This window comes from Nonomuraea sp. NEAU-A123 (assembly GCF_018603905.1).
Taxonomy (GTDB): Bacteria; Actinomycetota; Actinomycetes; order Streptosporangiales; family Streptosporangiaceae; genus Nonomuraea.
On record NZ_JAHFZZ010000004.1, the window covers coordinates 616424 to 628552 of the forward strand.

The window sequence follows — 12129 nt, forward strand, 5'->3', positions numbered from 1 at the left end:
TGCAGCGTGCGCTGACACGCCGTTAAGATCGGGTCATGCCTTTGACGGTGGATGACGTCGACCGGTTCGAGCTGTCGAGGCCCCGTCTGGAGGCCATCGCCTACCGTCTTCTCGGCTCCGCGGACGAGGCGGAGGACGTCGTGCAGGAGACGTTCCTGCGCTGGCAGGCCGCCGACGTCGACCGCGTCGAGGTCCCCGAGGCTTGGCTGACGAAGGTCCTCACCAACCTGTGCCTCAACCAGCTCACCTCCGCGCGGGCGCGCCGCGAGACCTATGTGGGCCAATGGCTTCCCGAGCCGCTGCTCGCCGGGGACCCGATGCTCGGCCCCGCCGACACCGCCGAGCAGCGCGAATCGGTCTCGTACGCGGTCCTCGCCCTCATGGAGCGCCTGACCCCCAATGAGCGGGCGGTGTACGTGCTGCGGGAGGCGTTCGACTACCCGCACCGGGAGATCGCCGAGATCCTCGCCATCACCGAGGCGGCCAGCCAGCAGATCTTTCACCGCGCCAAGAAGCATGTCGCGTACGGCAAAGCCCGCACCGAGATCGATAATGCCGCCGCCCGGCGGATCGTCGAGGAGTTCCTGGCTGCCGCCACCAGCGGCCAGACCGAACCGCTCGTGCGCCTGCTCACCGCGGACGCCGTCTCCATCGGCGACGGCGGAGGGAAGGTTCCGGCGCGCACCAAGGCGGTCGAGGGAGCCGTCGCGGTCGCGAAGTTCGTGTGGGGCCTGTTCAAGCCCGCCGAAGCCAAGCGCGCCGTCGTCGGCGGCTCGCCCGAGGTGTACGCCTGGACCGTCAATGGCGAGCCCGCCGTTGTGGCCGTCGTGGAAGGCCGGGTCGTCGCCATCATGTGCCTGGAGGTCACCGCCGAGGGCATCACCGCCTGCCGTACCCAGGCGAACCCCGACAAGCTCGAACGCGCGACCGAGCAATGGGCGGCGGTAAGCCATGGGGAGCCCCTGCTCGTGATGTGACGTGTCTCACATCGCGCTCCTGTCAGGAATCGGCGGGCCATCCGGTTCAAGTGACAAATCCGAATCGGACAGGAGCCCGAAATGCAGCACCGCATCATCGTTCTCGGAGCCGGATACACCGGAGCCAGCGCCGCCGGCCGCCTCGCCAAGCGGCTGCGCCGCGAGGACGTCGCCATCACCCTCGTCAACGCCGAGCCTGACTTCGTCGAACGCGTCCGCAACCACCAGCTGGCGACCGGCCAGGACCTCAAGCCCCGGCCACTCGGCGAGATCTACGCCGGCACCGGCGTCGAACTGAGGCTCGCGAAGGTCACCGGCGTCGACGTCGACCGCAAGACCGTCGCCATCACCGGCGCGAACGGTGCGGAAGAGCTGGCGTACGACACCCTCGTCTACGCCCTCGGCAGCGGCTGGAACAGCCAAGCCGTACCCGGGACCGCCGAGCACGCCTACCAGATCGCCGGCCGTACCGGAGCACTCGGGCTACGCGAGCGCCTCGCGAGCCTCGATGCCGGGCAGACCGTAGTGGTGGTGGGCGGCGGGCTCACCGGTGTGGAGGCCTCGACCGAGATCGCCGAGGCCCGCCCGGACCTCGACGTCGCCCTCGCCGCCAGCGGCAGCCTCGGCGACTGGCTCTCACCCAAGGGCCGCGAGCATGTACGGAAGGTCTTCGGCAAGCTCGGCATCACCGCGTACGAGCGCACCGCCATCACCGGGGTCGAAGCCGACCACGTCACCACCGCCGACGGCAGGGTCATCCCCGCCGCGGTCACCGTATGGACCGCCGGTTTCGCGGTCCACCCGATCGCGAAGACGACTTCCTTGGAGGTTTCCGGCACCGGCCAGATCGTGGTCGACCGGACCATGCGCTCGGTTTCACACCCCGATGTGTACGCCGTCGGCGACGCGGCCATGGCGATGGGCGCCGGAGACAAGCCGCTACGGATGTCGTGCGCCTCGGGAATCCCCACCGCTTGGCTGGCCGCCGACGTCATCGCGGCGCGCCTGACCGGCCGGAAGGTGCCGAACAAGACGATCGGCTACGCCAACCAGTGCATCTCGCTGGGCCGCAAGGAGGGCCTGATCCAGTACGTCACGGCCGACGACCGCGCCAAGCAGATGGTCCTGCGCGGCCGGCTGGGCGCCGCCTACAAGGAACTGATCTGCAAGAGCGCCGCATGGAGCGTCGCCAACCCGACACTCGGGATGCCCACCCGGCGCCACCGCGTTACGCGTGAGCAGACGCCAAAGCGGGAGACTGTATGACCATCGTGGTGGACGACCTTTCCGGCCCGCAGATCGCCGCGTGGGCGTAGATGTACGCCGACGGTCATCCGGCGCCGTTGACGATGCCGTGGCTTGAGGTGGGTGTCCTCTCAGGTTCGGCTGGGAGCGGTGGGAACGTCCTCGACACCTGCCGGGCGTGGCTGGGACGGGTGCGGGGTGTCGCCCAGGCGAGCCTGTTCGCGCCACATGGCGGTCTTCAACTCCTCGCGGATCCCGGTGTAGGCCGGGTCGTCGTAGACGTTGCGCAGTTCCTCGGGGTCGGTTCGCAGGTCGTACAGCTCCCACTCCGGGGGGTAGGTGTAGTAGCCGCTGCCCTTCAGCCCGAGTCCGTCGTTGTAGAAATAGATGATCTTGTAGCGGTCGGTGCGGTAACCGTAATGCGCGGGCGCCTTGTGGAAGGCGTCGTCGTGTTCCCAGTAGCGGTAGTACATTCCCTCCACCGGAGGCAGGTCGTGCCGCTCCAGCAGGTCCGGCCAGAAGCTGCGGCCCTGCATCCGAGGGTGGTGCCTCACCCCGGCGGCGTCGAGGATCGTCTGCGCCATGTCGACGTTGGTCACGATCCCCTCGAAGACCTTGCCGGTCGCGACCTTGCGCGGGTAGCTGAGCAGGAACGGCATCCGCAGTGACTCCTCGTACATCAGGCGCTTGTCGAACCAGCCGTGATCGCCCAGGAAGAACCCCTGGTCGGAGGCGTACATCAGCAGGGTGTCCGCGAAGTCCCCGCGCTCGCGCAGCCAGTCGACGACCCGGCCGACGTTCTCGTCCACCGACTCCACGCAGGCCAGGTAGTCCTGCATGAAGCGCTGGTACTTCCACACCGCCAGCTCCTCGTAGCCCAGGCCCTCCGGTGGGTCCTGCTTGAGGTCGGCCCGGCTGAGCTGTTCGGCGATCCGCATGGCCACCCGTCGGGCCGAGCTGCTGCGGGTGTCGTAGTCGTCCCAGAACGTCGTGGGGAGGGGGACGGGGTCGGCGTACATCGCCTTGTGCTCGTCCTTCGGCTCCCAGGAGCGGTGCGGCGCCTTGTGGTAGATCAGCACGCACCACGGGTCATCTCCGTCGAGGGAGTCGACCCAGTTGGTGGCCAGGTCGGTGATGACATCGGTGGCGTAGCCCTCGACCGTGCGCAGCCCGTCCTCGGACAGGAAGCGCGGGTTCCAGTACTCGCCCTGGCCCAGGAGGACGTTCCAGTAGTCGAAGTTCTGGGGGTTGTGGCCCTCGCCGTCGCCCATGTGCCATTTGCCGATCATCGCGGTCTTGTAGCCGGCCTCTCGTAGCTGGGAGATGAAGGTCGGCTGGCTCGCGTCGATCGGCGTCCACAAGGTCGAGACCCCGTTGACGTGGCTGTAGGTGCCGGTCAGGATCGAGGCTCGGCTGGGGGAGCACAGTGAGTTCGTCACGAAGCAGTTGTCGAACCGCCAGCCGAGGCGGGCGATCTCGTCTATCCGCGGCGTCCGGTTGACCACGGAGCCGTAGGCGCTGATCGAGTGCGCGGCGTGGTCGTCCGTAAGGATCATGACGATGTTGGGCCGGCGTTCGCCGTCAGTTGTCAAGATCGTTTCTCCTCATGAGGTCTTGCGGCTGGACGGAGCCGGCGCGCTGCTCGAGTGGCTCCACCAGCGCCGCGAGTCTGGCCTCGGTGGTCTCGAGCCAGGTGATCAGGGTCGAGGCCAGCAAACGGCCCCGCTGGTTCAGCATCAGATGCATCTCCAGGTCCCAGGCGTGCTCCGCGGGTGCCGCCTCCTCGGGCAGCAGGGTGGGGTTGTACGGGAACTGGCGCTCGTGCTGTGCCCGTCGGTAGCGCAGCTCGGTCCGCACCAGGTCGAGGGCGGCCGCGGGTCCCCGGTGCTGGGTGAACCGCAGCCGTACCTGGAAGTCGGGGTCCATCGGTCGTTCGGCCGGCTCGTACGGGGACGTGGCCCATTCTTCGAAAACCTCATGCCCGAGGTCGGTGAGGACATAGAGCTTGGCGTCGGGACCCGAGCTGCGCGGGTCGACCACCGTGTAGGCCCAGTCCCGCTCGGCCAGTCTGGTCAGCTGGCGGTAGATCTGCGACGTCGGAGCGCTGTAGCCCATGATCCTGCCGTACGTGTCCAGCCACTTGCGGATGTCGTAGCCCGTCCGCGGACGGGCCCTCAACAGGCCCAGCACGATCACATCGAGCCGTTTGATCATGGGAAAGCTCCATCGATCCAAGAGGGACAGCTATTCCTCAAGTGGACTACCTGCGGGCTAACCTAGCACCGCCGTCGACAGCTATGGCGCCGTGGGTTCGGGCTGCGCCGTGAGCGCGGCGGTCTTACGAGCCTCGGTCTCGTCGCGGATCTGCCGGAACCTGCTGTCGGTCAGGGGGTACTTGAGGAAAATGAGCATGGCGATCACGGCGGCGGCGGCCGGGAGCAGGCCCATGGTGGCCTTGATGGCGAGAATGGCGCTCTCGGGCTGTACCGGGCGCGGCACGGCCTTGCTCGCGGCGACGTAGCCGCCGAACGCCAGCGCCCAGGCCCCCAGGGCCCCGCCGATGGACTGGCACAGCTTGCGGGTGAAGGTGAACAGGGCGTACGTGAGGCCCTCGCTGCGATTGCCGGTCTGCCACTCGCCGTACTCGACCGTGTCGGCCTCCAGTCCGAACATGAGCGTGTTGATGAGGGTCGCGCCGACGCCTTTGATGGCGAGCGTCAGGAGCACGAGCCAGAGCATGGCGGCCGGAGCGAGGAACAGGCCGACGCCGCCGACGACGGTGAACACGCCGCAGTACTGGAAGACCCGCTTCTTGCCGACCTTGCGGATGATCCACGGGATGGCAGGGGTGATCAGTAGCGAGATTCCCGTGTTGACCAGGGTGATGACCCCGACGAGGGAGATGTCGTTCAGAACGTACTGGGCGTAGAAGGCGGTGGAACCGGTGACGGCGAAAACGCCGGTCATGTAGAAGAAGCTCGATCCGCACAAGTAGGCCAGCGGCTTGTTGGACTTCAAGGTCGCGATCGTCTCGCGGACGGTGATGCGCGGCTGCCTCCGGACGACGCGCTCGCGGCAGGCCCACGCGGTGAACCAGAACGCCGCCGTGCCGATCACGATGAACGCCAGCGTCACCTTGGTGAAGACGTCCTGGATGGCGGCCTGGTAGGCGGCGAGATCCGCCGGCGTGACCACGGCGGCCTTCTGGGCCCTGAGATCGTTCACCATCCCGCCGATGACGAAGGTCAGGATGATGCTGCCGACCGCCGCTCCGAAGGCGCGGCCCGCCACCAGCTTGGCCCGCTCATGCACCGACTGCGTCACCGCCGAGGCCAGCGAGCCGTAGGGGATGTTGGCGAGGGAGTAGACGAAGCCGAGCGCGGCGTAGCTGATGTAGGCGTACAGGAGTTTCGTGCCGGCCTCCAGGCCGGCGGGCACGTGGAAGACCAGGTAACTCAGGAGCAGCAGCGGAACGGCGCCGAACATGAGGTAGGGCCGGAACTTCCCCCACCGCGTCATCGTGCGGTCGACCGCGCGCCCGGCGATCAGGTCGGCGAGGCCGTCCCACAGTCGCACGACGAAGAACATGGTGCCCACGGCGGCGGCGGAGATGCCCGCGACATCCGTGTAGTAGTACAGCAGGAATGTGGCGCTGAGGCTGAAGGCCAGGTTGAAGCCGAAGTCACCGGCTCCGTAGCCCAGGACCGTTGTGAACGGCAGCTTCTCGAGGCTTGTGGGTTTCACGTCGACACTCCTGTCGTCCCAGGACGCTCGGCCTCACAACTCGATATTCCTCAAGTTGAGTAGGTGGTGTGACGCTACACACAGCTCTTGGCCGCACACAACCCCGGGTGGCAGGATTTTGTGGAATAGCCCTCCGTTGGGATGGCTTGCGGCGTTTCACCCCGTGCCCACGGTGAGCGTACGGCCGTGGGCGGCGCCTTCCGCGGCCTCTATGTACACGCGGGCGACCTCGGCCACGGGGGTGCCGGGAGTCGGGTCCATGCCCAGACTGAGGAGGCTTTCGCGGACCCAGCCGGGGCTGACGGTGTTCAGGCGGACGCCACGTGGCATCTCCGTCGCCGCGGCGTGTACGAACGCCTCCAGGCTGGCGTTGACCAGATAGCCGAGTGAGCTTCCCGGGACGGGGGCGGCGAACCGGCCGCTGGTGAGCGTCACGGATCCGCCGTCTCGTACGTGGGTGAGTGCTCGCCGTACCAGGTTCACCTGCCCGATGAGTTTGCCGTCGAGGCCGCTCCAGAAGTCCGGGTCCGACGGCGCGTCCAGCGGGGTCAGGCCGCCGCTCGCGGCGCAGCACACTACCGCGTCCACCTCGCCGACCTGCGCGAACAGGGCGTCGATCGAGGCGGCGTCCGTCAGGTCCACCCGCACTGGGCCGCGGCGCGACGCGCGCACCACTTCATGGCGCGCCGCCAACTGATCGGCCACCGTGCTCCCGATGGTTCCCGTCGCACCGATCACAAGAATCTTCATGGCGTGTCCGTTTCGTCTGGCGGCTGGTGGGGCCCATGCTGCGGCAGTTGGCATGCCGGGCCCAGCCATCTGCCGGGTGTACACCTGCGGTGACTACATCTGACAGGTGCAGGCTCGACGGCCGTGGCTCCGCGACACTTGTACGTATGGCGATATATGCGGAGTTGGGGGAGTTTCTGCGGTCGAGGCGGGCGCGGCTGCGGCCGGAGGATGCCGGGCTGCCCACGTACGGGGGGCGGCGGCGGGTGCCGGGTCTGCGCCGCGAGGAGCTGGCTCAGCTCGCCGGGGTGAGCGCCGGGTACTACACCCGGCTCGAACAAGGGCAGAGTCCCAACGCCTCGGATGCCGTGCTCGATGCCGTCGCCCGCGTTCTGTGTCTGGACGATGCCGAGCGCGCCCACCTGTACTCACTGGCCCGGCCGAGGCGTTCGGCGACCCGCCGCCGGGTCGCCGCCAAGCCCGAGCAGGTGCGGCAGGGTGTACGACTCATGATCGAGTCGTTCGGGGACGTGCCCGCCCTGGTCATGGGGCGCTTCCTCGACGTCCTCGCGTGGAACCCGATGGCACACGCTCTGCTGGCCGGCCATCTTGACATCGACGCGCCGAACCGGCCCGCCGACCGGCCCAATGTCGCTCGCATGCTGTTCCTGGATCCCCACATGCGAGAGCTCTACCCCGAATGGACCCGTAAGGCCCGGTCCACCGTCGCCGACCTGCGGCTGATCGCCGGACGCCACCCCGGTGCCCCCGAGCTGAGCAGGCTCATCGGCGAGCTGACCCTCGGAAGTCCCGAGTTCGCGAGACTCTGGGCCGCCCACGCGGTGGGTGACTGCGACACCGCGGCCCGTACCTACTGCCACCCGGTGGTGGGCACCATGGCCCTCATGGCCGAGTTCATGGTTCTGCCGGAGGATGAGGGGCAGCGTGTGGCCGTGTTCAACGCCGAACCGGGCTCACCCTCCGAAGCCGCCCTGCGGATGCTCGCCGACCTGACCGCCACCGCTACACCGCTCGTCGGGCCATTGGACACCAAGGCGCGCCGCCTTTAAGGGCTCCGGGCTGCCGTTGGTATGCACAGGCATGGAAACGCCGGGGAAACGCGCCTCCGGGTTGTGTGGGCTCACGATCGCTGCGATCACCGCGGCGGTGCGGCTTTTCGAGCACGACGTGAGGACCTTGATATGACCCCTTCGGCCGATTTCCAGGCGCCCGACCGGCGCGCGTTCCTGCGGCGCGCGGGCCTGGCCGCGGCCGCGGGCGCGAGCCTTCCCCTGCTGGGTTCCGGCCCGAGCCCGGCGTTCGCCGCCGTGGACGATCCTGATCAGCTCTTCAAGGAGGGCAAGTTCGCCGCGGCCGAGCGCGGCTATCGGCGCGTCCTGCGCGAGGATCCGCGCAACGCGCACGCCTATGCCCAGACCGGGTACATCGCCCTGCTGTCCAATCGCTTCGGCGACGCGGAGAAGCACCTGTCCAAGGCCGTCGCCCTGCGGCCCGGCGACATCGCCTCGGCGCAGCGGCTGGCCGAGTGCTTCGTCCGGCAAGATCAGCTCGCCCGCGCGATACCGCTGCTCCAGGGCACCGGCCGCCCTCGTGACAGGGCGTACGGCGACCTCTACTCCCACATCAGCGGCACGCCGTGGCAGATTCACGGGGCGCAGAGCGCGCACGTGCCCTTCGTCACCCTGGACCCCGTGCCTGCCGTCGAAGCCAGCCTGAACGGGGGGAAACCGGGGAAGTTCTGGCTCGACACCTACGCGACGCTCGACTTGTCGCGCGAGGTGGCGGAAGCGGCGGGTCTGCGCGCGGTGGCCACCCACTCGGGAGGGGTCGCCAACAATCAACCGATCACCATCTGGCTCGGCGTCCTGGACTCGTTCAAGATCGGCAACATCGAGATCCGCAGCCTTCCGGTGCAATGGAGCGACGCGCAGCGGCCGTCCCTGCCCGACGGGTCGACGGCGGCGGGCGCGTTCGGCACGACGATCTTCTACCACTTCCTGACCACGATGAACTACGCCGGCCGCGCCCTGACCTTGCGGCGCAAGACCAAGACCGCGCCGCGAGCGCGCGCCGCCGACCGGCTCCCGCTGTGGCTGGCCGGAGATCACTACCCTTGCACGCTGGGCAGTCTGGGTGACGACGGGCCGCGGATGGTCACCCTCGACACCGGCGGCATCGGCAGCGGCCTCGACACCACGGTGGAGATCGCCGAACGGGTGGGCATGGCAGTGGACTACGACCATCCCATCCAACAGCCCGGAACCAAGCTCTATCCGATCACCGCCGAGCGCATCAGCCTGGGCGGGGCGGTCGGCCGCAAAGTGCCCGGCCACGCCGCCGAGCAGGTCTTTCCCGGATTCCCCGGCCCGGGCCAGTCCGCGCAGTTCGGCTTCGATCTGATCGCCAACTTCACCCACGAGTTCTTCAAGCCCTTCGCCATCACCTTCGACTACACCGACATGCGCCTTTACATCACCCGGGGGTGAGTCCAGTCAGTGCGTCAGGACCACGCGCTTGCGGAACACCCAGTACGTCCACCCCTGGTACACCAGCACGAACGGCAGCGTGATCAGCCCGATCCAGCTCAGCATCGTGAGGGTGTACGGCCCCGAGGCCGCGTCCGTGAGTGTGAGGCCGGGTAGCGGCGCCCACCGGAGCTCGGCGAAGACCGCCACGGAGGCCAGGGCGATGGCGCCGGCGGTGGCGGCGAAGGCCCAGCCCTCCCGGCGGCGGAACGTCAGTGCCGCCGCGGCGGCCAGCGCCGCCATCGAGATCAGGGCGGGGATCGAGCCCAGGGCGGACAGAGCCGCCACGGCCAGCGGCAGGACCACGGCGCTCGCGGCCAGCGCGGTCGCGCGGGCGCGTCGGCGTACTGGGCCGTCGGTCTTGAGGGATAGGAAGACGGCGCCGTGCAGGACGCACGTGGCCAGCGTGAAGAGGCCGCCCACGAGCGCGGCGAGCGCGCTGTCGAACAGCAGGTCGGCGAAGACCGCGCCCCACAGGAACGCCGGCAGGGCGCTGCCGGCCACGATGCCCAGGTCGCACCAGACCGGGTTGGTCACCTTGCCGCGCCATTCGAGGCCGACGCCGCGGACGATCAGGCCGACCAGGATCAGCACCACCGGCAGGTAGAAGGCGCTGAACATCCCGGCGTACCAGGCGGGGAAGGCCGCGAACATGGCGCCCACGGCGGTGATCAGCCACACCTCGTTGCCGTCCCAGACCGGGCCGATCGTCTCCAGGCTCTGCCGGTGCTGCTCGGGTCCCCTGCTCACGAACGGTGCCAGCAGGCCCACGCCGAAGTCGAAGCCCTCGAGGACGAAGTAGCCGGTCCAGAGGAAGGCGATGATGACGAACCACAGGTTGATCACTGTCTGCACCTCAATACATCAGCGACGGCTGGAGTCGCTCGGTCGCGGGGACGGGCTCCGTCTGCTCGGGGCCCTTGCGTACGTGCCTGGTCAGGAGTACGGCTTCGGCCACCGCGAGCGCGCCGTACAGGAGAGTGAAGATCGTCAGTGAGGTGGCCACCTCGGCCAGGCTCACGCCGGGCGACACGCTCGAGGCAGTGAGCAGTTCGCCCGCCACGGTCCACGGCTGGCGGCCTATCTCGCTCAGCAGCCAGCCGGCGATCATCGCGAGGAACGGCAGGGGCAGGGCCAGCACCATGGTCCGGGCCAGCCAATCGGGCAGGTCGCGTCTGCGGCGGGTGAGCCAGAGGCCGAGCACCGACAGCGCCACCGTGGTCAGGCCGAAGACGATCATCACCCGGAACGACCAGAAGACGACGGGCTGGTTAGGCCGGTAGTCGCCGGGGCCGAACTGCCGCTCGAACCGGGCCTGCAGGTCCTCGGTGCCCTGGACCGTGGCGGTGAAGTCGTGGGTGGACAGGAAGCTGAGGAGGTTGGGGATCTCGATGCCGGGGGCGATGGAGAACGGGGCTCCGGCGGTGTCGTGCTCGAGGCCCTCGGCGGAGGCCAGCTTCATCGGCTGCTGCTCGTACAGCAGCCTGGCCGAGGTGTCGCCGGTGCCCGCGACGACGGCCCCGGCCAGCGCGGTCATGACCAGCGCGGCCCGCGCGGCGCTGCGCCACATGGGGGCTTTCGTCTTCAGCAGCCAGTAGCCGCTCACCGCCAGCACGAACCCGCCCGCCACGATGAAGGCGGCGGCAATGACGTGCGGCACCTGGGCGGTCGCGGTGGGGTTGGTGAGCACCGCCCACAGGTCGGTCATCCTGGCGCGGCCGTCGACCACCTCGTAGCCGACCGGGTGCTTCATCCAGGCGTTGGCCGCGAGGATGAAATATGCCGACAAGTTGGAGCCGATGGCGGCGGCCCAGATGCACGCCAGATGGACCTTCTTCGGCAGCCGCTCCCAACCGAAGATCCACAATCCCAGGAACGTGGACTCCATGAAGAACGCCAGCAGCGCCTCCATGGCCAGGGGTGCGCCGAACACGTCGCCGACGAAGGTGGAGTATTCGCTCCAGTTCATGCCGAACTGGAACTCCTGCACGATGCCGGTGACCACGCCCATGGCGAAGTTGATCAGGAACAGCTTGCCGAAGAACTTCGTCAGCCGGAGGTAGTGCTCCTTGCCCGTCCGGTGCCAGGCGGTCTGGAGCCCGGCCACGAAGATGCCCAGGCCGATCGTCAACGGCACGAACAGAAAGTGGTAGACGGTGGTCACCCCGAACTGCCACCGCGCGAGATCGAGCGCGTCCATCTTCCCCCCACCGGGTGCTTTGCTCTACAAGCTGTAGTGCGTCTACTTACAGTAGTACTACAGGCTGTAGAGCTGGGCTATGCGATCTTCGTCACAAGCCTGCGGATCGGTGGTCTCACGATGGCGTGCGGGGGCGTTCGGGCGCGTCAGCCGAGGGGCTGATTCGTGCGTACGTCTTGGGGTGGACCTGGTCCACGGTGCCGGGCGTCAGCCGGTTACGCCGACGGGCTGGGTGGGCAGGGTGGTGCGCCAGGCGTACCAGCCGCGGCACAGCACGTACGCGAGGATGGTCGTCACCACGAGGCCGAGGTCGATGAAGCTGGCCGTCTGCGCCTCGGGCACGGCGCCGATCGCGAAGGCCCAGATGGTGACCAGGATCTTCTGGAGCAGGATGAGCTCCCAGAAGCCGGGGTGTCTGCGCGGCCGGAGGGCCAGCATGGCCCACATGCCGGCGAAGACGAGATAGCCGAACGTCCGCCATCCCTCGACCATTAAGCGGTCGTCGGAGGCGTTGACCATGTTCATGACCCCGCCCGCGAACGCGACGAGGGTCGCGACCGCGTCGACGGCCATCAGTGCGCGTCCGGTCCGGTCTGCCCAGGTTGCGGGGCTGGGGAGGGTGGCGGTCATGGCGACTCCTTGCTGATTGAGTTACTGTCATTAACATTTGTTACTGCTCTTGACAGTA

The 12129-nt window shown here is 68.2% G+C and carries 11 protein-coding genes; 4 read left to right on the forward strand and 7 right to left on the reverse strand.

Going from position 1 to position 12129, the window contains the following annotated elements:
- Window positions 1-35: 35 nt before the first annotated feature.
- Together sigJ and KLK06_RS15075 are read left to right on the forward strand one after the other, a co-directional pair.
- Window positions 36-977, forward strand: a complete 942-nt coding sequence (gene sigJ, locus KLK06_RS15070; protein ID WP_214636036.1) for an RNA polymerase sigma factor SigJ — start codon at window positions 36-38, stop codon at window positions 975-977.
- Window positions 978-1058: 81 nt separating this feature from the next.
- Window positions 1059-2243 carry an NAD(P)/FAD-dependent oxidoreductase gene (locus KLK06_RS15075; RefSeq protein ID WP_214636037.1) on the forward strand — a complete coding sequence of 395 codons (1185 nt, stop codon included), beginning with the start codon at window positions 1059-1061 and terminating at the stop codon, window positions 2241-2243.
- Window positions 2244-2353: 110 nt separating this feature from the next.
- Here the strand turns inward: KLK06_RS15075 and KLK06_RS15080 are convergent, their stop codons facing one another.
- The 4 genes from KLK06_RS15080 to KLK06_RS15095 form a co-directional block, all read right to left on the reverse strand.
- Window positions 2354-3814 (reverse strand): sulfatase, encoded by a 1461-nt coding sequence (locus KLK06_RS15080; protein WP_214636038.1) that lies wholly within the window; start codon window positions 3812-3814, stop codon window positions 2354-2356.
- Window positions 3804-4436: a PadR family transcriptional regulator gene (locus KLK06_RS15085; protein ID WP_214636039.1), complete on the reverse strand. Its 633-nt coding sequence runs from the start codon at window positions 4434-4436 to the stop codon at window positions 3804-3806. The genes KLK06_RS15080 and KLK06_RS15085 overlap by 11 nt, the downstream gene beginning before the upstream one ends.
- Window positions 4437-4517: 81 nt before the next feature.
- Window positions 4518-5966 (reverse strand): glycoside-pentoside-hexuronide (GPH):cation symporter, encoded by a 1449-nt coding sequence (locus KLK06_RS15090; protein ID WP_214636040.1) that lies wholly within the window; start codon window positions 5964-5966, stop codon window positions 4518-4520.
- Between the two features lie 156 nt (window positions 5967-6122).
- Window positions 6123-6716, reverse strand: a complete 594-nt coding sequence (locus KLK06_RS15095) for a short chain dehydrogenase (protein ID WP_214636041.1) — start codon at window positions 6714-6716, stop codon at window positions 6123-6125.
- Between the two features lie 146 nt (window positions 6717-6862).
- Between KLK06_RS15095 and KLK06_RS15100 the strand changes: the two genes are divergently transcribed.
- Window positions 6863-7765: a helix-turn-helix transcriptional regulator gene (locus tag KLK06_RS15100; protein WP_214636042.1), complete on the forward strand. Its 903-nt coding sequence runs from the start codon at window positions 6863-6865 to the stop codon at window positions 7763-7765.
- A 132-nt stretch (window positions 7766-7897) separates the two neighbouring features.
- Window positions 7898-9202: a tetratricopeptide repeat protein gene (locus KLK06_RS15105; protein ID WP_214636043.1), complete on the forward strand. Its 1305-nt coding sequence runs from the start codon at window positions 7898-7900 to the stop codon at window positions 9200-9202.
- Between the two features lie 6 nt (window positions 9203-9208).
- On the opposite strand, the gene cydB is transcribed toward KLK06_RS15105, so the two are convergent.
- The 3 genes from cydB to KLK06_RS15120 form a co-directional block, all read right to left on the reverse strand.
- Entirely contained in the window at window positions 9209-10087 is an 879-nt protein-coding gene (gene cydB / locus KLK06_RS15110; protein ID WP_214636044.1) for a cytochrome d ubiquinol oxidase subunit II, read from the reverse strand.
- Between the two features lie 10 nt (window positions 10088-10097).
- Window positions 10098-11441 (reverse strand): cytochrome ubiquinol oxidase subunit I, encoded by a 1344-nt coding sequence (locus tag KLK06_RS15115; RefSeq protein WP_214636045.1) that lies wholly within the window; start codon window positions 11439-11441, stop codon window positions 10098-10100.
- A 207-nt stretch (window positions 11442-11648) separates the two neighbouring features.
- Complete coding sequence (locus tag KLK06_RS15120) at window positions 11649-12071, reverse strand: hypothetical protein (RefSeq protein ID WP_214636046.1); 423 nt, start codon at window positions 12069-12071, stop codon at window positions 11649-11651.
- Window positions 12072-12129: the final 58 nt, after the last annotated feature.

Excerpts from the sequence above, each read along its gene's own strand:
- sigJ (WP_214636036.1), top strand. The coding sequence starts at position 36 with ATGCCTTTGACGGTGGATGACGTCGACCGGTTCGAGCTGTCGAGGCCC.
- KLK06_RS15075 (WP_214636037.1), top strand. The coding sequence starts at position 1,059 with ATGCAGCACCGCATCATCGTTCTCGGAGCCGGATACACCGGAGCCAGC.
- KLK06_RS15085 (WP_214636039.1), bottom strand. The coding sequence starts at position 4,436 with ATGATCAAACGGCTCGATGTGATCGTGCTGGGCCTGTTGAGGGCCCGT.
- KLK06_RS15095 (WP_214636041.1), bottom strand. The coding sequence starts at position 6,716 with ATGAAGATTCTTGTGATCGGTGCGACGGGAACCATCGGGAGCACGGTG.
- KLK06_RS15100 (WP_214636042.1), top strand. The coding sequence starts at position 6,863 with ATGGCGATATATGCGGAGTTGGGGGAGTTTCTGCGGTCGAGGCGGGCG.
- KLK06_RS15105 (WP_214636043.1), top strand. The coding sequence starts at position 7,898 with ATGACCCCTTCGGCCGATTTCCAGGCGCCCGACCGGCGCGCGTTCCTG.
- KLK06_RS15115 (WP_214636045.1), bottom strand. The coding sequence starts at position 11,441 with ATGGACGCGCTCGATCTCGCGCGGTGGCAGTTCGGGGTGACCACCGTC.
- KLK06_RS15120 (WP_214636046.1), bottom strand. The coding sequence starts at position 12,071 with ATGACCGCCACCCTCCCCAGCCCCGCAACCTGGGCAGACCGGACCGGA.